The organism is Agrobacterium rosae, assembly GCF_002915175.1.
Lineage (GTDB): Bacteria > Pseudomonadota > Alphaproteobacteria > Rhizobiales > Rhizobiaceae > Agrobacterium > Agrobacterium rosae.
In genome coordinates, this window is sequence record NZ_NXEJ01000008.1 from 522,091 (window position 1) to 543,036 (window position 20,946).

Genomic DNA, 20,946 nt, shown 5'->3' on the forward strand with positions numbered 1-20,946 from the left:
CTCGATGATCAAATTCCTTGCTCTCTCACTCAGCGGCGCTGGCAATCACCACAATTTCGGCATTCCAGTTTTCAGGCAACGGTTCGGGCCGCGTAATCTGGATGTCCTCTGTTACAAGACCGGAGACGCCCTTTGCAAAAATTCCGGGAATTCCGTTGGGGTAGTCGATCAAGCCGATGATTTTGCCGTCTGGGCCGAAACGCCAAGCGTTTACGCGGCCCGCGCTTTTATCACCGATTGGAAAGCGGTCGAAACGGTCTTCAATGGTTGGGCGGATATCGTAGCAAAGCCCGGTCTTCAACGGTCCTGCATGTTGCTCCAGAGAAATTCGGCGCAAGGTGATGTTGGAAATGCCTCCCTCGTGTTCAGCCACCATGTTGATCGCACCTTCCATGGAGCCCGAGACGTCTTCGATCAAAACGTCGCTGACACTACCAGCTGGAAATTCTTCCGGTCTGCGATCAAGAACGGTGATCGTGATCGCCTCACCAGAGCCCCAGAAACCTGCTGGTGTTTCGTGGCAATCGGCGGTGATGCGCACGAAGCGGATGCCCTCGACCACGCCGCCATCACGAGAGAAAATGCCAAGCCCGCGGTTAGATTTTTCGATGCGGACGTCTTCGAACGAAATATTGCGGAACGGCGAAAAGCTCTCTGTTCCGAGCTTGAGCGCGCAGGAACGGCTTTCAACGATGCAATTTCGAACGGTTACGTTTTCGCACGGTCCGGTCAGCGAACCATCTTCACGGCGTGTGGTCTTCAGTACAATACCATCATCGGCGGTGCGGAATGTGCTATCAAAAATCCGCACGTTGCGGCAACCGTCGATAACGATGCCATCGGTGTTTGGCATGCGGCGGTCGTTATCGACTTGCACGCCTTTGACCTCAATGTTCTCACAACCGGCAAAGTGCATCGTCCACATGGGTGAATCGTGAATGCGCAGACCTTCGATGCGGATGTCGCGGCAATCGTCCAGAACGAGAATACGCGGGCGATAACGCGCTGCCGTCAGGGTACCCATATCGCCGTCATCACCATGCGTATACTTCGTAGAGCCCGCACAGAAAATACGCCCGCCACCGATAAGCGCGATGTTGGCGGCACCAACCGCCGTCATCATTGCCCGGTCGCTTTCCTCCGCAACGATGGCCACCGTCGTTTTGGCATAGGCATCGTAGCTTGGAATGAAATGCAGCTCCGCACCGTCTGCAATCTCGATTGTCAGATCAGAACGCAGGCGCAAACCTCCACATGTGTGAATGCCCGGCTCCAAGACGACATGCAATGCATCCGCATGCCCATCGAATAGAGATTGCAGTTTATGTGTAATTTCATCGGCTTGTGGTGAAATGCGGATGGTTTGGGAGGCTGACATGGATGACCTGTTGTTTTCTGCGATATTCAAAAGGCGGCCCGCATCTGCGGGCCATCCGGTTCAGCAACGGGTTTGAAGAAGGGCTGCGATATAGCCGTAGCAAAACGCGAAAGCGACCTGCTGCTGGTTCTCGCCAGCAAGCGTCGGGGCGTGGTCGGGCATGACCATGTACTGATAGCCGGTGTCGCGCAGTGCATCGATGACCGCTGGCATGTCGATATCGCCGTCTTCCAGAAAGCTTTCGCGGAACGAGTAGCGCTTGCCGACGATGTTGCGGAAATGGATGTTCATGATCTTGCCGCGCTCTCCGAACCACCGGGTAATGGCAGGCACTTCCGTGACATCCTCGACCATTTCGCCGAGTGTACCGATGCAGAAGTTGAGACCATGAACGGGGCTTTCGTGCATTTGGACGAAGCGCTTCATTCCTTCCACGGTTCCCAGCACACGCGTCACGCCCATAAAGCCGGGCGGCGTTGCCGGGTCATGCGGATGGCAGGCGAGACGGATGTTAACGGACTCCGCCACAGGCACGACACGCTCGAGGAAGTAATCCACTCGCTCCCAGATCGTATCCTCATCGATAGAGCCTATTCCTTCCGGGGTCGGTTCATCGGGGTTGGCCAGATCCAGGCGGAAGGCCTCTGCCATGTACCCGCCACGACCGGGCTCCATCGGCGTGCGTGGAATGCCGATATAGTTGAAATTGTAACGCACTGAGGGAATGCCGACAGCCGCGCAGTTCTCGATCAGACGGCAAATGCCATCGATCTGGCTATCGCGATCGGGGCCAGCCAGCATGATGTCCTTGCACGGCACATCACGATCGACGCGGGTCGATGGCATCGGCAATTGTGTCATGTCGAGTACAAGGCCGAAGCTCTCGATCTTCTCGCGGAAGGCCTCAAGTGTAGGGCGATCCCAGGTCCGCCAGTCACCCGGCGGCGTTGCCGAAATGTTGTTGACACCAAGCTGCTTCATCACCCGGTAGTCGTCGTCATGGCGTGCGGGAATTTGCGTTCCGAGATACATGTGCGTTCCTCCAATTGGAATTCGTGACGGGGCCGTTATCGGCCTGAATCATAGCGCGGCTCGGCCAGCCCCTGATAGGGCAGATCCACGACGTAGACGTCGCCACCCTGGCCGGTACCGCCCGCCCGAAGCGTGGTGATGAAGGCCGTTTTCAGATCGCTGCCGATGAAACAGATATTCGTGGGATTTGGCACATCGATGCGAATTTCCGTATCTATTTTACCACCGGGCGTCATACGCAAAACGCGGCCACTGTCGCTTGCTGCGATCCAGTAGCAAACATCCACATCCATCGCTGCACCATCCGGGCGACCACCGAGAGTGGCCTTGTCCGCAAACAATCGACCATTGGTAAAGTCACCTGTGGCCGGATCATAGTCATGCACCATGACATGGGGATTGATGGGGTTGGAATCTGAAACATACATCGACTTGCCATCCGGGCTCCAGGCAAGGCCGTTTTGCGTGCGGAAACGCCCGCCCCTTTCCAGAACTTTCCCTTCGGTTTCTATACTGAAAAGCGTACCAAACGCTCCGGGGGCTGAGGTATCCGGGGCCATGGAGCCGGACCAGAACCGGCCCTGTCGGTCGCACGCACCGTCGTTCATCCGCCAACCGGGTGTCAGATCAGGGCCCGCACCAAACTCAAGTTCTACGACACCATCAACGATGGAAAGCCTGGCAAAGCCGCGCTCTGTGGAAGCGATGAAGCCGCCTTCTGCGTGGATAGCCAGAGCCCCAACGCGCAGCGGCAGGTCAAACCGCTCGACAACGCCATCGGGATACGTGATCCGGTACAACGCAGCACCGGGAGAATCGACCCATGTTACACGCCCATGTTCCGGTTCCCAGACCGGCGTTTCCCCAACGGTGCAGCCTGTCCGGGCAATTCTTTCAGCGGTAAAGTGGGGCGGGTGATGGTCTGTCATGCTTTCCCAATCTGCGCTTATAACTCAGGCCAAAGGCACCAATCGCCGCTCGGTTTGCTTGTCGAACAGCAATGCCTTGCCGTCTGCGACGCGCAATGCCACGTTTTCTCCCATATGCAGCGGACTGCGGCTTTTGGATGAAACAAGTATCTGTCCCACCGGGCTATCGCATATCACAGTCGTATCCGAACCCGTCGTTTCCACCGCCCGGACGGTTGCAGGCAGCGCGTCAGCGGTATCGTGTGGCACGACGTCCAGATATTCCGGTCGGATGCCGACCACAACGTCTCGCCCGCCAAAGGCGCTATAATTACCCGGCACCGGCAACCGGCCCTGGCTGTCGCGCAGAGAGAGACTTTTCCCGTCAGCACCGATAGCGGCATTCATCATATTGATGGCTGGCGAGCCAATGAAGCTTGCCACGAAGATGCTGTCGGGCAAATCGTAAAGTTCCAAGGGTGTCCCGGCCTGCTCGACCCGGCCATCGCGCAAGACCACGACCTTCTGTCCCATCGTCATGGCTTCGACCTGATCATGCGTAACGTAGACCGACGTTGTGCTCAAGCGGTGGTGCAGATCGCGAATTTCACCGCGAACCTGGCTGCGCAGCTTGGCGTCGAGGTTCGAAAGCGGCTCATCGAAGAGAAAGACAGCAGGGTTGCGCACGATTGCGCGGCCCATGGCCACACGCTGTCGTTGACCACCCGAAAGTTCCTTCGGCAAACGATCCAACAGCTTTTCCAGTCCGAGGACTTGCGACACCTGATCGATCTTTTGATTGATCTCGTCTTTCGGGCGTCGCGCAAGGCGCAGGGCGAAGCTCATGTTTTCGCGCACGGTCATTTGCGGATAGAGCGCGTAACTCTGAAACACCATGGCGATGTCGCGCTGTTTTGGCTCAAGGTCGGTAACATCACGTCCACCAATGTGGATTTCGCCTTCACTGGCCGTTTCCAACCCGGCGATGATGCGCAACAACGTCGATTTACCCGAGCCGCTTGGCCCGATCAGCACGCAAAACTCGCCCTCTGCGATGTCTATCGATACGTCCTTGATGACATCAACGACACCAAACGACTTGGAAACGCCCCGTAGGGAAACTGCACCCATTTCATTCCTCTTAAGATTGTTTCTGCGCAAGTGGCGCGATTAGCCTTTGACCGCGCCGGCCATGATGCCGCGATTGAATTGACGCTGAAGCAGAAGATAAACGATGATACTGGGGGCCATAGCGATGAGAGTTGCCGCAACCAGAATATTCGGCGTTATCGTGTCATCCACGCGAAGTGAGCCCAACGCGACCGGCAGCGTCATCAGATCTTTGTCGTTCACCACGATGAGAGGCAACAGATACTGGTCCCAAATCATGATGAAACCGAAGATCAACACGGTTCCAAGCGCAGGCCGCACGAGAGGTAATATGACTTTGGAAAAAATTTGCCACTCGCTCGCACCATCGATGCGCGCTGCTTCTTCCAGTTCCATCGGGATCGCACGCATGAACTCCGTCAACATGAAGATGGAAAACGCCCAGCCCACGACTGGCAGGATCATGGCCAGATATGTGTTGTAGATCGATACATTGATGATCGGCAGTTCTTTCTGCATCACAAGATAAAGGGGAATGGCAATCACTTCTTCCGGTAGCATCAATGTGCACAGAATGAGCAAGCTGACGACAGCAGCGCCACGGAATTTCTTGCGGGCCAAAGCATAGGCGGCCAAGGCACTCACCGTAACTTGCAGCCCGGTTCCCACGATGACCACGATCACCGAGTTCATCAGGTAGCGCCAGACTTTCATGTCGAAAAGCGCAATCCGAAAGTTCTCGAGCGTCGGGCTCTGGGGGATCAGCGTCAACTGCCCGGGTTTGAGGCTGACACCGCTGAAGGCAGTGACGAGCGCGCCCCAGAAAGGACCGACGAAGATAACGATGAGGATGGCGTAAAGGCCATACCGGGCGAAATTGAGCAGATGAGAAGTTTTCATCAGACGCCCCTTACGATGTAAGCTTGGATTTGACCTTCATGTGCAGCAACGTCAACGCGACGGTGAAGAGCAGCAGCATGAATGAGACGGCGGAAGCGTAGCCATAGTTCAGGTCTTCGAAACCGACTTTGTAGATATGCGTCATGATGGTTGATGTCGAACCAGCCGGACCGCCGCCAGTGGTGGCATAAACTTCGGCAAAAACACGAAAGCCACGGATAAAGGACAGCATCAGGACGACCGAAATCGATGGGATGATGCCCGGCAATGTGACATGCCAGAGCTTGCGCCAGGCACTGGCACCATCAACGCTTGCAGCGTCGTAAAGCTCCCGGTTCACGCCGACAAGACCAGCGACGAAGATGACCATGTCATAGGGAGCGCTTTTCCAGGCACTCATCAAGATCAGCACCCAAAGTGCCTGGTTGGGGTCGGAAAGAAACCCCTGCGGCTCGACGCCGACGAAACCGAGAATCGAATTTATCAGCCCATAATCGGCCGAATTGAACAGAATGCGCCAGATTTCGGCGATAATCGCGACGCTGGTGATCGCCGGTAAAAAGACGGCCGTCCGGATAATGCCAAGATGACGCGCGGGGCCCTCAAGCGTCAAGGCCATGAAGAAGGCGACGACGCAGGCTGAGAGGGTTCCGACAATAACATAAATCGTGGTGTGGATGACCGCAGTGCGCAACGCCAGATCGCTGAAGGCACGGTAGAAATTATCTAACCCGACCCACTTGCTATCGGAATAGAACTGCACGTCATAAAACGACATGGAGAAACCAGAGATCATCGGATAAAACTTGAACCATGTGAAAATGATCAGCGCTGGCGCGAGAAACAGCCACGGCGTCATCACGGTGCGCAGACGCCGTTTCACAGGACGCCGCGTCGCGCCAGATGTGGTCTTGGCGCTTCCGACAGCGGAATTTTGGGGCGTAACGGACATATTGACCTCAGAGACTGAGCTTGGTGCAAGCGTCGCCACGTTTGCAGCGACGCATGCGAAGCTGTTTACTGTTGGGACGCAGAGAGCGCGTTCTGCCCACTCAATTCGATCTTGACCTGCTCGTTCAATGCCTTCAGTTCCGTCGGCACGTCGGCATCGCACTGTGCCAGAATACGGTTGAAGCCCTCACCGGTAACGGTGCGGATTGCCGTCCAGTTTGGAACGGCGGGCATATAATGCCCATATTTATCGAAGGTTTCCTTGAAGACCATCCAGCGTGGATCGTTACGAACGGCGTTCACATCGACCTTCGTGTTAACAGGCAAACGAACGATTGGTGTACGACCTGAGCCCTGCGCCATGGCGATTTCCTGGCCCTTTGGCGAGACGAGGAACGCCAGGAACTTGTTGGCGGACTCTTCATCCTTGACGCTTTTCAGCAGATAGGCGCTGGTCCCCTCCGAAAGGGAAGCGATGCCTCCGGGACCGGCGGGCAACATGACGACTTCCGTCTTATCCTTGCCCGGCTCGGCGTCGATCTGCGGAATGTGATAGGGACCAGAAATGAAGATGCCGGTCTGGCCGGAACGGAATGTCGGCAGCGTGTCGCCCGTTGTGGCGTTGATGGCACCGGGCTGAGCCAGCTTGTCACAAATCATACCACGCACATAGGTCAGCGCCTCGGCAACCTGCGGCGTATCGAGCGTTGGGACGAACCCATCCGGCAATTGCTTGACGTAATCACCACCCGCCTGCCAAATGAAGCTGCTCATGAACCAGCTGGCATATCCGCGCGTCGTGGAACCGGGAATAGCCATACCGAACGTATCAGCCTTGCCGTTGCCATCCGGGTCCTGCTTGGTGAAGGCTTCTGCCAGCTTGCGAACGTCTTCCCAAGTCTTTGGCTGCGGCATGTTCAGTTTTTCGCGCCAGTCCTTGCGAATGAACATGGCAAAGGACTGGGCTGAAATAGGCAAGGAATAAAACTGGCCGTCGCTGGCCTTGGCTCCATCCCATGCCGATGTCGAAACGTCCTGACTACCGGCGATCTTCGATGGATCAATGGGCTTGAGAATGCCCATCTGGCTCATCTGACCCATGGCAGTCGTATCATTCAAAACGATGTCGGGGAGAGTACGACCGGCAGCGGCGCGCGCAAGACGTTGCTCGAAATCGATACCGGTGTTGAAGGTTTCGACCTTGATGCCGGTATCGGCTGTAAATGCATCTGTCAGCGCCTTCAAAACGCTGATGGATTCATCTGTCTGCCTTGACCAAACACTGATGGATTGAGCCTGCGCACTGTAAGCGCCGCACAAAATAGAGCAGCCAACGAGCAGAGCCTTCAAAGACCTTTTATGCATTCCTACCTCCACGTTTTCTCCCTGAACGAGGCGCACAGATGGGAGGACACCTCGAAATTCAACTGATGAGTATTCCAAGTCATCAGACAATACAAGAAACTTATGCGCTAATATATTACATCATAAGTAACTAATCTTAGGAGGCGAATCCGGCACGAGCTTGGCCGAATAATGGAGCTATTTGAAATATGATGGAGGGGATGGAGCGCAATGTCGTGGTGAGCAGGAAGCAAATCTAAGGACAAGTTTTGCCCTTAGCCAAGCATGTCAAATATGCGGCCCGCGTGAAGACGTTAAATACAACAGGCTTTGAAAGTTACCCCGGTTTGCGACCGAAAACCGCATATCGATGCTGAATACCACGCGCTGCGGCCTTCAGAACATTCCAGTGCTTTGCCTGGGTTTTATGGATGTCACGCAGATCGGTATCGATTGCAACATCTTCAAAACCAGCTTCGCGCAGCATGTCCGCAACGGCATCCGCCCGCGCGCCCTGCGAGAAATAGACGCGGGAAAGAATGCTGTTGTGCTGCCCCATAAGCTCTGCAGGAGCGTGCAACGGGTCGGCTTTCAAAATACCGCGTTTCTGCAACCAGTTCGCAAGGCTTTTCAGCATCTTCTCTGCAAAGCCGACATTGACGAAATCGCCATCAACGATCAGCACCTTACCGCCCGGCTTCAGCACGCGCAGCCATTCGCGAAATGCAGCCTTGGGATCAACAAGCGTCCAGACCAGATGGCGGTTGATGATGACATCATAAGCGCCATCCGGCTCCATTGTGTTTTCCGCATCACCCATGCGGAAGGAAATAGCTCGATTGCGGCTTTTCGCTTTCGCCTTGGCGCGCTCCAGCATCGGTTCGGCCCAGTCCAGCCCGGTAACGCGGTAGCCTAGATCGTCCATCAAATGCGAGATCACGCCGGTGCCTGAAGCGAGGTCAAGAGCGCTTTTGCCTTCACCTCTGCCGATGTGTTTTTCCACCAGTCGATGCCAGGCCGCACGTTCTTCTTCGGAGAAGATTTCATGACCGGGAGACAGATCAAAGGTCGCTGCACGGATTGACCAATACGCTTTTATTTCGTCGCGAAGACCGAAATTATTCCCGTAATTATCTGCGCTGTTCATCACATCCAACCTTCGCGACCGTCACTTTCGAAATGCTCTAAAAGATAAAACTTGACTTTAACAGTCATAAAACAATAAAGCGCCGTTAGTTTTACCGGAGAACAATTTCGATGCGCATTACAGGCAAATCCGCCGCTCTTGCAATGGGTCTTCTCGTTTCCACCGTCTTCCCCGCGTTTGCCGAAAAGGTGACGATCAAGGACGTGACGGGCCGCGATGTCGAGGTCAACGTGCCGGTCAAGCACGTCATTCTCGGCGAAGGCCGGCAGATTTACTTCCTTGCCGCACTCGACAAGAAAAACCCCTTCGAACACGTCGTCGGCTGGCGTGATGATCTGCCAAAGGCAGATCCGGAATCCTATCAGGCCTATCTGGCGAAATATCCTGACATTGCCAAACTGCCAACGTTTGGCGGCATGAAGGATGGCACGTTCGATATCGAACAGGCTGTTGCGTTGAAGCCCGACGTCATTCTGATGAACATCGACGCCAAGACAGCGACGGAAGAAGCCGGTTACATCGAGAAGCTCGGCAAGGTCGGCATTCCACTGGTTTATGTCGACTTCCGCGAAAAGCCGATGGAAAACACCGAGCCAAGCATGCGCGTGATGGGCCAGTTGATGGGCAAGCAGGACGTCGCTGAAGAGTTCATCAAGTTCCGCTCCGACAGCATCAAGCGCGTCACAGACGTGCTGGACAAGGACAAACCGAAGCGCCCGGTCGTGTTCGTTGAGCGCGCAGGCGGTTACTCCGACGATTGCTGCATGTCCTTCGGCAACGAGAATTTCGGCAAGATGGTCGAGATCGCCGGTGGCATCAACATGGCAAAAGACATCATTCCAGGTACCTTCGGAACGGTGAACCCGGAGCAGGTGATTGCCTCCAACCCCGAGCAGATCATCGTGACAGGCGGCAAGTGGGATGCTTACGTTCCCGGCGGCAACTGGGTTGGCGTCGGTTACGGCGCAGACCTGAAGGAAGCCCGTCGCAAGCTGGAAAACCTGACCAAGCGCCCTGCCTTCACAGGCGTCAAGGCGGTCGAAGATGGCAATGTTCACGCCATCTGGCACCAGTTCTACAACAACCCGTACCAGTTCGTGGCCATTCAGGAAATTGCCAAGTGGCTGCACCCGGACCTGTTCAAGGACATGGACCCGGAAGCAACCTTTAGGGAATTGCACGCTCGCTTCCTGCCGCTTGATTACAAGCCTGGCTACTTCGTGTCCCTGAAGGACGACAAGTAAATATCAGAACGGCGAAGGGGGAGCGCCGATCGGACATCAGGCGGAGCCGTAAATTACGGCTTCGCCGAAGTACATTTTAGATCGAAAGGACCGCCCGTGCCGTTCAGGAATTTTAAGCGGATCGCCGCCTTCATATTGGCCCTCATTGCAACACCAGCTCTGGCAACTGAAATCGTTGACGCCGCAGGCCGCAAGGTCGATATCGACGTACCTGCCAAACGCGTCATCGTGGGTGAAGCCCGCCAAATTCACGTCATCGCGGCACTGCGTGGCGAAAAGACCTTCGATACCATCGTCGGCTGGCGCGACGATCTCGTGAAGAAAGACCCGGACAGCTATAAGGCCTACATCGAGCATTTCCCGCAGATCAAAAAGCTACCTCTTTTCGGTTATCTTCCGCAGGGCGATTTCAGCCTTGAAGCGGCGATTGCGCTGACGCCTGACGTCATCACGCTCAATCTGGAAGTCGAAAAAACCGCCAAGGAAAGCGGCTTCGAGGAGAAAGCGGCAGCAGCTGGTATCAAGGTCGTCTATCTCGATTTCCGTCTCGACCCGGAAAAGAACAGCGAAAATTCCATTCGAGTCCTAGGCCAGATTTTCGGTGCCGTGCCCCGCGCAGAAGAATTCATTGCCTATCGCCACGACCAGATCGCGCTGGTGACCGACAAGCTGGCATCCGTCAAGGACCTGAAGCGTCCGAGCGTCTTCATCGAGCGTGCGCCGGGAATTTCGGGTGAAAACAATTGCTGCCGCACCTTCGGTCCCGTCAATTTTGGCGCGATGATCGAACAAGCGGGTGGACACAACATCGCGGCGGACGTGATCAAGACCACTTTCGGAGACCTCAATCCTGAGCAGCTTATCGTTTCCAACCCTGAGCATGTCATCGTCACCGGTTCCAACTGGGCCGCAGAATCCGATATCAACCAGTTCGTGCCGGTTGGACGCGGTGCCGACATGGACCTGTCGCGTGAACGGCTGGCCAAGCTAATGACGCGCACGCCGTTTCCCGAGTTGGACGCCGTGAAGAAGGGCAACGTTCACGCTGTCTGGCACCAGTTTTATGGCGCGCCTTACGAGTTCTTTCCCATCCAGCAATTTGCAAAGTGGTTTCACCCGGAGCTTTTTGCCGATCTGAACCCGGAACAGAATTTCGAAGAGTTTCACGAGAGGTTTCTGCCCGTGACTTACAAGCCCGGATACTTTGTTTCACTTGAAAAAGGCTCGAATTAAATGGCATCCATCGTGGAAACCTATGTCGAGAAGACTGGCGGGGCGCAATATCGCGCTCTGGCCGCACGGCGCATTCTGATACTGGTCGGGCTCGTTGTCGCCCTGTGTCTCAGTCTTGCGACCGATATGGCGCTTGGTCCGGCACGCTACACGCTGTCTCAGGTGATCAGCGCGGTTCTCGATCCAGCAGGCGTGGCCAACCAGTTGCGCGTCGTCATCTGGGACATCCGCATGCCGATAGCGCTGATGGCCGTGACGGTTGGTGCATCGCTGTCCGTTGCTGGGGCGCAGATGCAGACCATTCTCGCCAACCCGCTCGCCAGCCCGTTTACGCTCGGCATTTCGGCCGCTGCCAGCTTTGGTGCAGCCCTCGCATTGGTCGGCGGTGTCGCACTTTTTCCGGGTGCCGTCGAATATATGGTGCCGATCAACGCCTTCGTCATGGCGATGGTGGCAGCACTCTTCATCCACTTCGCCTCCACCATGCGCGGCGTGACGGTTGAGACCATCGTGCTGCTGGGCATTGCGCTCGTCTTCACCTTCAACGCCGCCCTTTCGATGCTGGAATATCTGGCGTCCGAACAGGCCTTGGCCGCTGTGGTGTTCTGGACCATGGGCAGCCTGACCAAGGCAACCTGGGCCAAGGTCTATGTGACAGCCGCGATCCTTGTCTTGACCGTGCCGCTTTTCATGAAAAACGCATGGGCTTTGACGGCGCTTCGTCTGGGCGATGACAAGGCCGCCAGCATGGGCATCAATGTGCGCCGCCTGCGCCTGCACACCATGCTGACCGTCAGCCTGCTGGCGTCCATTCCCGTTTCCTTCGTCGGGACCATCGGCTTTATCGGCCTCGTCGGCCCGCATATTGCACGCATGGTGGTGGGGGAAGACCAGCGCTTCTTCCTGCCCGGCTCGGTCATTTGCGGTGCGCTGCTGTTATCGGTGACATCTGTGGTCAGCAAGGTGCTGATCCCCGGTGCGATCCTGCCCATCGGGGTCATCACGGCACTGGTCGGCGTGCCCTTCTTCTTTGTCCTCATCTTCTCCAACAGGAGACGCGCATGGTAGCCCTCGCCCTTCAGGATGTCGGCGCCAAATATGGACGCACGACAGTGCTGGCCAATGTCACCATGGATATGCTGGAGGCTGGCAGCATAACCGCCGTCATCGGCCCCAATGCGGCAGGAAAATCCACGCTGTTCAAACGCATCGCAGGCCTGATCAAAGGCCCCGGCGTCGTGACGCTGTCGCAGACGGAACAGGGTCCGCGCACCATCTGCTACATGCCCCAGGACACCGGTGCAAATGCCGTTCTGACTGTGTACGAATCCATTCTTCTATCCGCGAAACAGGGCACCGGCTGGAAAGTGCATGATGACGAGCTGGCCGAGATCGACGCCATTCTGAAAGCGCTCAACATTCATGATCTGGCCTTTCGCGGTCTTGGCGAACTGTCTGGGGGCCAACGCCAGCTGGTATCGCTGGCGCAGGCGCTGGTGCGCAAACCGGAAGTCCTGCTGATGGACGAACCGACATCGGCGCTCGACCTGCACCGGCAGGTCGAGGTGCTGGATTTCATCACCAACCTCGCCCGCAGCAACGGCATGATCGTCCTCATCGCCCTGCATGACCTCAACCATGCGCTACGCTACTGCGAACACACCATCGTCATCGCCGGTGGCGAGATGGCCGTCAGCGGCCAGACGTCTGCCGTGATTACGCCGGATATGCTGCGGACGATCTACAAGGTCGATGCGCGCATTGAGATGTGTTCGCGTGGGCAGCCGTTTATTTTGGTCGATGGGACGGCTTAAGGTTTAACAGCATACTTTGTCCTCATGCTGAGGTGGCGCGCAGCGCACTCGAAGCATGAGGACGGAATTTGTGGCAAACTTGTAGCACCGCCGACTGCAAAATGGTGGCTCCTCTACTCAACAAAAATCCGCACACTGGACGCCCGTCCATCCGCATCGATCACCGTCAATGTCGAGAAGCCCTGGCCTTCCGGTAGCCATTCGCTGCTTCGACGCCGGGAGGGTTCGGGCAAGGGTTTGCCGTTGGCGAGCCAGTGGAAGGGTGCGCGCCCGCCTTGCAGCTTTAAGACAAGCGGAGAAACCTCGCCGCTCTGGCCCGTGAGTTCGATGCGCGCACCTTCGGGTGGGTAGACGATCTGCGGCGATGCTTCGCGGTGGTTGGTGGACAAGAGGCCGGTGCTGGTAACGCTGAAGCGACGTTGGTTTGCCGGCAGGTCGCCATAGGCAAGGCGCGTGGTGCCTGATGGCGGCGGAGGAAAAGGGGTAATGGAGACCCCGGATTTTGAGAAAGCTTCGAACAGGATGGGTGCGGCGGAAACATAGCCGGCCAGACCGGGAACCGAGCCGTTATCGGCACGGCCCGCCCATACGCCGATGACGTAGCGGCCATCGAAACCGACAGACCATGCATCGCGGTAGCCGTAGCTGGTTCCGGTTTTATAGGCGATGCCGCGCTGCTTCATGCCCAGCGGCGGCAAGACACCGGAGAGGACATCGCTGATGTTCCAGATCGCAGCCTTGGAAAAGAGCGGATCGACATCGAGTATCCGCGGTTTGCCGCGCACCCCGTCCCCCAACTGTACCGGCTGGCCGCCATTGGCGAGCGCGGCGTAAAGCTGGACGAGATCGACGAGCGACAGACCAGCGCCGCCAAGGGCAATGGCCAGCCCAGGCGTTTCCGCCTTTGGCAGTGTGAGTTTAACTGAGGCGCGGCGAAAGCGGACCATCAGCGCGGCAGGACTGACGGCATCCAGCAGGCGTACCGCGGGGACGTTGAGGGAGAGTTGCAGGGCCTGGCGAATGCTGACATCACCCTGATACTGCATATCGAAATTGCGTGGCCGGTAGCCGGAAAAATCCGCCGGGCGATCTTCGATGACGGTTTCCTGCGCAATCAGGCCGTTTTCGAAGGCAAGGCCGTAGATGAAGGGTTTGAGCGTCGAGCCGGGGGAGCGCACCGCGCGACTCATTTCCACCCAGCCACGGCGATTGCTATCGAGAAAATCAGACGAGCCGACCTCTGCGACGATCTCACCTGTCGTGCTATCGGACATGACGATGGCAACCGAAACCTTGTCTCCAAGCTTTTTGGCAGAGCGTTGCGCCAGCTCTTCAAGCTCTTTTTGAACAGGCAGCCGCAGCGTCGAGCCTATGGTCAAGGACTGCGGAAAACGGACGCGCGCCGCCTGCGCCAGATGCGGCGCGTAGGACGGAAGATCGATGCGCTTTGCGGGAATGGCCGCGACTGCGGCGCGGGCGGCCTCACCCTCACCCACCACGCGTTCGACGGCGAGCCGTTGCAACACGCGCTCGCGGGCTTCTTTCGCCGCAGTGGGAAAGCGATCCGGGCGGCGCTTTTCCGGCAGTTGCGGCAACGAAACCAGCAATGCGGCCTCTGCCGTGTCAAGCCGCTTCGGCTCCTTGCCGAACCAGGCTAGGCTTGCTGCGCGCACGCCTTCCAGATTGCCGCCATAGGGAGCAATGTTGAGATAGAGATCGATGATTTCAGGCTTTGTGAGGCGTCGTTCGATTTGCCATGCCCGCACCATCTGCAGAAGTTTGGTGCTGAGAGACCGGTCAGTGCGCGGCTCTATCAACCGCGCTACCTGCATGGACAGCGTGGAGGCACCTGAGACGATGCGGCCATTGGTCAGCAATTGCCAGGCGGCGCGTCCCAAGGCCTGAAAATCCACGCCGCCATGGTCGAAAAACCGCTGATCCTCATAGGCGACCAGCATGTTGATGAATTGCGGATCGACCTCTGTGGCATCGGTGTGAAGCCGCCAGCGCCCTTGCGGCGTGGCAAAAGCGCGCAACAGCTTTCCATCTCTGTCCAGCACTTCCTGCGAGACGATCCTGGCATTTTGCAGCGGTGGCGGATAGGCATGATCCAGACGGTTCAGCGTATAGACGCAGGCGGCAGTCAGGACTGCCGCCACGACGAAACCGCCAATGAATGCCCGCCACCTGATCATTGCTGCGCCGCGCGGACCTCCATGCGACCGGTTGCCGTGCGCGCAGAGAACTGCGGACGATACATATCTTCCACGGAAGCAGCCGGGTTATCGTAGGTGCCGGGTGTTACGGCCCTGACAACATAGGCCAGCGTAATTTCCGAGTTATCGCCCGCGGCCTGATCAAAGGCTGCAACGAAACGGTCGTAGCGGAACTCGGTGTGAGCAGCTTCCGTTTCCGGCAACCAATCGAAATTAGAAAGTGCTGCGCTATTGACGAGGCTCGGATTATCGATCTCAAAGCCCGAGGGCAGAAGATCGGTCATGATAAGGCGCGATTCCCATTTGTTCTTGGGCGTGACCGTCAAGACGACGACGTAACGCTCGTTCTGCGTGGCCTCGCTGATATTCACCTCTTCGCCATCCATCGAATAATAGGTTTTCTTGATATCGAAACCGTTGCCACCTGCTGCCAGAGGCTGGGCGGGTGGAGCGACGGTGGTCACGACCGCCGTGACCGTATCTTTCGAGGCGTTGGTGATCGTGATGGGCGATTGCAGCAGCTCATCGCCGCTCATGCCCTTGCTGTAACCGCCCTGTTCCAGGGAGCCGTTGATATCAAGCTTGACGTCCTTGTCCTCACCCTTCAAAGCGCGGGCGGCCAGCAGCATCCAGGCCTGTTCCTGTGTGCTGGTATAGGCTTTCGCGTCCCACGCCTTGGCAACGGCACTGGCCAGTTGCGGCACGACAGCAGGCACCGGTCGGCTTTCGGCCGCAAGGGCCAGCGATGCCGCGCCATCGCGCAGAACCGATCCATAATCCGCCCGGGAGAGGCTGACCTTGGTGGTAGCCGAGGCCATGCTGAGCGACGCGCCGAAGACGGTCTTGGACCGCGCCGCATCGCCATAAAGCGACAAGGCCGAGGCCAGTTGCGCCTTGGCAAGCGGTGTCGGGAAATCGGCCAAGGCCGTGTCGGCATAATATCTGAGATCGTTGACGGCAGCCTTGCGATTGCGCGCAAGAACATAGAGAGAATAGGCAATCTGGTTGCCGCGATCCTTGACGTTGTTGTCATAGGCCAGCCCGTTTTGCAGGTTGGTCAGCGCCTGCACCATGGCCGTCTCAGGCACATCATAGGATTGCTCCCGCGCACGCGTCAGGAAGTCCGTGATGTAGGAATCCAGCCAGAGATCGCCTTCACCGGGACCCCAGAGACCAAAGCCGCCGGATGAGGACTGGAAGGACAGAACGCGGTAGATCGCATCCTGCACCCGCTTGCGCAGGTCCATATCATCAGCGCCGCCGCGCTGTTTCATCAGTTCCGAAACATAGAGCAGCGGAAGAGCGCGGCTGGTGGTCTGCTCGGCGCAGCCATAGGGGTATTTATCCAGCATCATGACCAGCCCCGGAACATCGAAGGCCGGTGAACGCGTGACGTTGACCGCGACAGACGACCCCAGCAACATGCTGTCTGCCAGCAATGCGCCATCCACCGTGAGACTGCTGTTGGACGCGATCTTAATGTTTCGACGCGTCGTGACCGGCAGCACCGAGGGCCGCACGGGGATATTGACGGCCTGTTCCAGCGAAAGACCGCTGGCATTGCTGAGCTTGATGGTTATGGCACCGTTACCCGGATATTCACCGGTCAAAGGCACGGTCAACGACGCCTTGCCACCCTTTTGCAGCGATACGATCTGCGATACCTCACCCTGATCGACGGTAAGCGCGGTGTTGCTGGCGATATCCAGTTTGTAATCGCCCGCAGCGCCATCGGTGTTGGCGATATCGACACGCATTTGCGAGATATCGCCGGGGCTGAGGAACTTCGGCGCACTGGCGGTGATGACAACGGGATCACGGATGACGACATCCGATACCGCATGACCGACGCCGGTCTTCGTCCAGGCAACAGCCATGACACGAGCCGTTCCGTTGAATTGCGGAATATCGAAACGGATGATTGCCTTGCCCTCAGCATCCAGTTCCACCGGACCGGCGAAAAAAGCCACCAGCTTTTCCTTGGGCGGGCTTCCCTGAAGTGCGACCTGACCGCCGTCACCGCCGGTTCTGAGACGCCCAGTGGCACCGAGCGAACCATCGATCAGACGGCCGTAGATATCGCGGATTTCCAGCCCGAGACGGCGCTGGCCGAAATACCAGTCATCCGGCTTGGGCGGCTCATAGCGGGTGAGATTGAGAATGCCGACATCGACGGCAGCGACCGTGACATAGGCTTTGTCACCAGCGCCCGCACCGGACACCTGCACAGGAATTTCGAGCGGCTGGCGCGGCAATGTCTGCTTGGGAAGCGTCAGGGCAATGCCCAGCTTGCGCTCACCCGGATCGACTGCCAGCCATTTGACGCCGATGGCGCGCATGGGCATGCGGCTTTCCTGCGCATCGCCGGGACGGAACAGGGTTGCGGTCACGTAGGAGCCGGCACCCCATTCTTTCGTCACGGGAATATCGACTTCGCCGCCATTTTCACCGATGTCGACATTCTGGACAGCGATCAGTTTTTCCGAACCGGATGCGACCATCAATTGACCTGAAAAACGCGACGTGACCTGCAATTTGGCGGTATCGCCGACTTTGTAGCTCTGCTTGTCGAGCGCGATTTCCAGCGCGTCAGGTGTTTCCGTGGAGCTTGCAGCGACATACCAACCCGCGTCGAATTCGACGCTGGAAGTGGGGCCGTTATTGTCTGCGGATTCGACCTCGAGACGATATCGTCCCCAGGTGGCAGGCACGGAAATCTCGCCGCCATTGGCGTCCACTGCCAAGGTGCCGGTCTGGACCTGCTTGGTGTAAACCACAGGTTCATAACGCCAGGAATTGCCCTGACGATACCATTGATAGTTCCGTTCGACCTTGATGAGCTTCCAGGTCAGCCCGCTCATGGCCTGTTTCGAGCCGTCTGCGGCAAGGCCGATGACGTGGAAACGGCCGATGGAGTTTTCCGCGAGATCGCCGGAAAATTCCGGCTTGATGCCGATCATCGCACTATCAGATTTGACCGGCAATGTCAGCGAGCGTTCGACCGCGCGGCCACCGGCTTCGCGCATGCGAACGGTGATGTCGGCGGAGAGAAACTGCGTCGTCGCCGGGACATCGGCCAATGTGACATCGAAGGTCGCTTTGCCGTTTTCATCGAGCGCGGGAAGCGCGTCGAGCGTGGTGCGGCTTTCCTCCTGGCTTTCCTCATCCGCCAGACCGAACAGATAACCATCGAAACCATCGCGGGTGCGCGTTGCCTTGAGCGCGATTTCGCCTTCGAGTTCCAGCCCGGCAGCGGGCGCGCCATAGAGATAACGGCCATCGACATCGATGGCAGTATCAGCGGCGGGATCGATCTCCTTGGCTTTGCTGGACAGATCGAACTCGGTTCTGTCAGGCACAAAGTCATCGACAAGGAAGGACTTTTCGCTGATGGCGGCGGCTTTCGGATCCGTATGGATGCGCAGCGTCCAAGTGCCACGCATGGCACTTTCCTGAGTGACAAAGTCGACCGCATAACCACCCAAGGCCTTTCCATCGCTGACAAAACGACGGTCCTCGACCCCATCAGGACGCGAGAAGATGAAGGTCAGCGGCAGATTTTCAACGGCGTTGCCTTCGATATCCCGGGCCAAAGCCGCGGCATGCACGGTTTCGCCTGCGCGGTAGATACCGCGTTCCGTCCAGCTAAAGACATCCAGCGCGCCGGGAGAGGCGCGGCCCGTGACGCCACGGTCAGACAGGTCGAAACCGGCGCGGGTCATATCGAGGAAGACGTAGTCCTTATCGCCGTTTCGTGCCGTGATGATGGCAGGTGCCTGCCCGGCCGTGCCGCGCATGAGGCCAGCCGAGAAAACTGCACGGCCTTCGTCATCGGTCGTCGCGGTGCCGAGAATTTCGTTGTTCTTCGCCAAAAGCTGGAGGACCACGCCCTTTAGCGGTTTGGCCGTGCTGAGCGCCCGCGCAAAGACGTTGAGGCCATCGGTCCCGGCATAGGTGGTGATGCCAGTGTCCGAGACGAGGAACCATTGGGTGGCGAGGGAATCCCAGCTTTCGACCGGCGTGCCGGGTGGTACCGCGGTGAGCACATAGATACCCGGCTTGCGTTCCGGCAAGGCCTCGTCGACCGGAAAGCTCGTGACGACATCCTTGTTCAACTCGTTCTGAATATCGATGCCGCCCTGCCAGACGAGTTCGCCGATCTCGTTTTCAAGCCGCTCTGCGCCATAGCCATCCATATGCGTCAGGAACTGCGAGTTGGTCAGCAATGTCGCGATGCTGCGGTCACCGACGCGGTAGAGCTTGAGATCGGCATGGTCGATATTGACGGACACCAACGGAATGCCACGGCGGGCGGTGCCGGGAAGCACGAAATTCTCTCCCGTGAAGCGGACCGAGCCGGATCTGTCCCGAACATAGATGTCGAGATCGACCTGGTTTTCGAGCGGTTCTTCCACCGAGGACGGGAGACCGGCGCGTAGCGCAATCTTGTAGCGCTGTCCGTGCGTCAGGCCTTCCACGCAGATTTCGCTGCCCTTGGCCTCGATGGCCTTGGGCGCTGCGCCATCCAGCGTGACGAAAGAGGAATAATCGACGCCGTTCTTGACCAGAGGTTCTGAAAACTGAACGCAGGCGCGCGGGCTGACACTATCGGTATCGACGGTGTTGCCGATAACACGGAAGCCCTGGCGGGTCTTCAAATCGGCATAGGCAGCACGCGTCTGGGGGACATCCGACAGGGCAAGGCTGGCCTTGTAGCTATTGAGGGCGGCGCGGTAGTTCTGGGTTTTTTCAAACGCCACCGCCAGCGTATCAAGTATGCTTGTGCGGGCAGAAACCGTGCGGCTCAGCGAATAGGCGTTGAGGGCGGCCGAAACTGCCTGTGCCGACATCTCATAATTGTTTTGTATTTTCGATGCCGCCTGCGAAAATTCAGCCCAGGCCACACCATCTTCAGGGCCTAGCGCGAGCGCCAGCTTGTAACTCCCAACCGCGCCGACGAAATCGCCGGCGGCAGATTGCTGTCGTGCTAGTGAAAGCCAATTGTCCATCGACTGCCCATCTCCGGCGGGGGAGAGGCTCGCCTTGAGACGTCGCGCCTCCTGGTAAAGGCTGTCATCGATAAAGGAGAGTTTCTGCGGCGCGCCAAGATCAGGCTCGCTCTTGGCAGCGACCTCTACGACCTTGCCTGCGACTGCGCCGGGGAAGGCATTGAGCTGGTTAAAATCCGACTTGAGGAAGCACCATTTCACCTTGGGATTATAGGTGAAGGCCTTGCAGGATGTATCGTTTATGCAGATGGTTTCGCATTGTGGCTGGGAGACATTCTGCTCGGTGCGAAGATCGAAACCGAAATAATCACCGTTTTGGGTGGTGACGATCTTTCGCGTCGCGTCCTGCGCAAGCGCTGGCTGGACCGCCAAAGTAGCGAAAACGAAAAACAGGCTCTTCAAAACAGAACGCACGAACATTGGTCCCTCCCCGGTACGCACGACCGCGGCGACTCTGCTCGGATTTCACGCCGAAAGTCAATGTGATGCGGAGTTGTTGAATGCGGACATATCGATCGCTGAATGGGCCAAAACCATGCGCGCAAGAGAACTTGTAGAACCTGCCTTACAGGTTGCGAAGGTGGAAATCCCGCATTTGCAACGATTTTTGCACTGAACCGCAACACCTAGCGCGGCTGCGGTCGATTGACATAGGATTTC

The 20,946-nt window shown here is 57.5% G+C and carries 14 protein-coding genes; 4 read left to right on the plus strand and 10 right to left on the minus strand.

Annotated features, from left to right (window positions below; all coding sequences use genetic code 11):
• Nucleotides 1–25: 25 nt before the first annotated feature.
• The 8 genes from pglB to CPJ18_RS18185 form a co-directional block, all read right to left on the minus strand.
• Nucleotides 26–1,378 (minus strand): polygalacturonase PglB, encoded by a 1,353-nt coding sequence (gene pglB, locus CPJ18_RS18150; RefSeq protein ID WP_103659573.1) that lies wholly within the window; start codon nucleotides 1,376–1,378, stop codon nucleotides 26–28.
• Nucleotides 1,379–1,438: 60 nt separating this feature from the next.
• The gene (locus tag CPJ18_RS18155; protein ID WP_103659574.1) at nucleotides 1,439–2,410 is read right to left on the minus strand and encodes a mannonate dehydratase; all 972 of its coding nucleotides are present in this window, start codon (nucleotides 2,408–2,410) and stop codon (nucleotides 1,439–1,441) included.
• 35 nt (nucleotides 2,411–2,445) lie between these two features.
• The gene (locus CPJ18_RS18160; RefSeq protein ID WP_103659575.1) at nucleotides 2,446–3,339 is read right to left on the minus strand and encodes an SMP-30/gluconolactonase/LRE family protein; all 894 of its coding nucleotides are present in this window, start codon (nucleotides 3,337–3,339) and stop codon (nucleotides 2,446–2,448) included.
• A gap of 24 nt (nucleotides 3,340–3,363) precedes the next feature.
• Nucleotides 3,364–4,449 (minus strand): ABC transporter ATP-binding protein, encoded by a 1,086-nt coding sequence (locus CPJ18_RS18165; RefSeq protein WP_103659576.1) that lies wholly within the window; start codon nucleotides 4,447–4,449, stop codon nucleotides 3,364–3,366.
• A gap of 39 nt (nucleotides 4,450–4,488) precedes the next feature.
• On the minus strand, nucleotides 4,489–5,328 hold the full coding sequence (locus CPJ18_RS18170; RefSeq protein WP_077105225.1) for a carbohydrate ABC transporter permease: 840 nt from the start codon (nucleotides 5,326–5,328) through the stop codon (nucleotides 4,489–4,491).
• A 10-nt stretch (nucleotides 5,329–5,338) separates the two neighbouring features.
• On the minus strand, nucleotides 5,339–6,280 hold the full coding sequence (locus tag CPJ18_RS18175; protein ID WP_103659577.1) for a carbohydrate ABC transporter permease: 942 nt from the start codon (nucleotides 6,278–6,280) through the stop codon (nucleotides 5,339–5,341).
• 65 nt (nucleotides 6,281–6,345) lie between these two features.
• Nucleotides 6,346–7,644 (minus strand): ABC transporter substrate-binding protein, encoded by a 1,299-nt coding sequence (locus CPJ18_RS18180; RefSeq protein ID WP_103659716.1) that lies wholly within the window; start codon nucleotides 7,642–7,644, stop codon nucleotides 6,346–6,348.
• Nucleotides 7,645–7,960: 316 nt separating this feature from the next.
• Nucleotides 7,961–8,770, minus strand: a complete 810-nt coding sequence (locus CPJ18_RS18185; protein ID WP_103659578.1) for a class I SAM-dependent methyltransferase — start codon at nucleotides 8,768–8,770, stop codon at nucleotides 7,961–7,963.
• 110 nt (nucleotides 8,771–8,880) lie between these two features.
• Between CPJ18_RS18185 and CPJ18_RS18190 the strand changes: the two genes are divergently transcribed.
• The 4 genes from CPJ18_RS18190 to CPJ18_RS18205 all read left to right on the plus strand — a co-directional run bounded on the left by CPJ18_RS18190 (nucleotide 8,881) and on the right by CPJ18_RS18205 (nucleotide 13,061).
• Nucleotides 8,881–10,014: an ABC transporter substrate-binding protein gene (locus tag CPJ18_RS18190; protein WP_103659579.1), complete on the plus strand. Its 1,134-nt coding sequence runs from the start codon at nucleotides 8,881–8,883 to the stop codon at nucleotides 10,012–10,014.
• Between the two features lie 96 nt (nucleotides 10,015–10,110).
• A complete protein-coding gene (locus tag CPJ18_RS18195; RefSeq protein ID WP_103659580.1) occupies nucleotides 10,111–11,247 on the plus strand; it encodes an ABC transporter substrate-binding protein in 1,137 nt (378 codons plus the stop codon).
• Nucleotides 11,248–12,315, plus strand: coding sequence for a FecCD family ABC transporter permease (locus tag CPJ18_RS18200; protein ID WP_077105220.1), 1,068 nt, complete (start codon nucleotides 11,248–11,250; stop codon nucleotides 12,313–12,315). It abuts the gene before it with no gap.
• A complete protein-coding gene (locus tag CPJ18_RS18205; RefSeq protein ID WP_103659581.1) occupies nucleotides 12,309–13,061 on the plus strand; it encodes an ABC transporter ATP-binding protein in 753 nt (250 codons plus the stop codon). The genes CPJ18_RS18200 and CPJ18_RS18205 overlap by 7 nt, the downstream gene beginning before the upstream one ends.
• A gap of 113 nt (nucleotides 13,062–13,174) precedes the next feature.
• On the opposite strand, the gene pbpC is transcribed toward CPJ18_RS18205, so the two are convergent.
• Nucleotides 13,175–15,256, minus strand: coding sequence for a penicillin-binding protein 1C (pbpC, locus tag CPJ18_RS18210; RefSeq protein ID WP_103659582.1), 2,082 nt, complete (start codon nucleotides 15,254–15,256; stop codon nucleotides 13,175–13,177).
• Complete coding sequence (locus CPJ18_RS18215; protein WP_103659717.1) at nucleotides 15,253–20,706, minus strand: alpha-2-macroglobulin family protein; 5,454 nt, start codon at nucleotides 20,704–20,706, stop codon at nucleotides 15,253–15,255. The genes pbpC and CPJ18_RS18215 overlap by 4 nt, the downstream gene beginning before the upstream one ends.
• Nucleotides 20,707–20,946 lie beyond the last annotated feature (240 nt).

Bases quoted from the DNA above. Each gene is read 5' to 3' on its own strand.
- CPJ18_RS18175 (WP_103659577.1), bottom strand. From the start codon at position 6,280: ATGTCCGTTACGCCCCAAAATTCCGCTGTCGGAAGCGCCAAGACCACA.
- pglB (WP_103659573.1), bottom strand. From the start codon at position 1,378: ATGTCAGCCTCCCAAACCATCCGCATTTCACCACAAGCCGATGAAATT.
- CPJ18_RS18155 (WP_103659574.1), bottom strand. From the start codon at position 2,410: ATGTATCTCGGAACGCAAATTCCCGCACGCCATGACGACGACTACCGG.
- CPJ18_RS18205 (WP_103659581.1), top strand. From the start codon at position 12,309: ATGGTAGCCCTCGCCCTTCAGGATGTCGGCGCCAAATATGGACGCACG.
- CPJ18_RS18165 (WP_103659576.1), bottom strand. From the start codon at position 4,449: ATGGGTGCAGTTTCCCTACGGGGCGTTTCCAAGTCGTTTGGTGTCGTT.
- CPJ18_RS18170 (WP_077105225.1), bottom strand. From the start codon at position 5,328: ATGAAAACTTCTCATCTGCTCAATTTCGCCCGGTATGGCCTTTACGCC.
- CPJ18_RS18160 (WP_103659575.1), bottom strand. From the start codon at position 3,339: ATGACAGACCATCACCCGCCCCACTTTACCGCTGAAAGAATTGCCCGG.
- pbpC (WP_103659582.1), bottom strand. From the start codon at position 15,256: ATGATCAGGTGGCGGGCATTCATTGGCGGTTTCGTCGTGGCGGCAGTC.
- CPJ18_RS18185 (WP_103659578.1), bottom strand. From the start codon at position 8,770: ATGAACAGCGCAGATAATTACGGGAATAATTTCGGTCTTCGCGACGAA.
- CPJ18_RS18190 (WP_103659579.1), top strand. From the start codon at position 8,881: ATGCGCATTACAGGCAAATCCGCCGCTCTTGCAATGGGTCTTCTCGTT.
- CPJ18_RS18215 (WP_103659717.1), bottom strand. From the start codon at position 20,706: ATGTTCGTGCGTTCTGTTTTGAAGAGCCTGTTTTTCGTTTTCGCTACT.
- CPJ18_RS18180 (WP_103659716.1), bottom strand. From the start codon at position 7,644: ATGCATAAAAGGTCTTTGAAGGCTCTGCTCGTTGGCTGCTCTATTTTG.
- CPJ18_RS18200 (WP_077105220.1), top strand. From the start codon at position 11,248: ATGGCATCCATCGTGGAAACCTATGTCGAGAAGACTGGCGGGGCGCAA.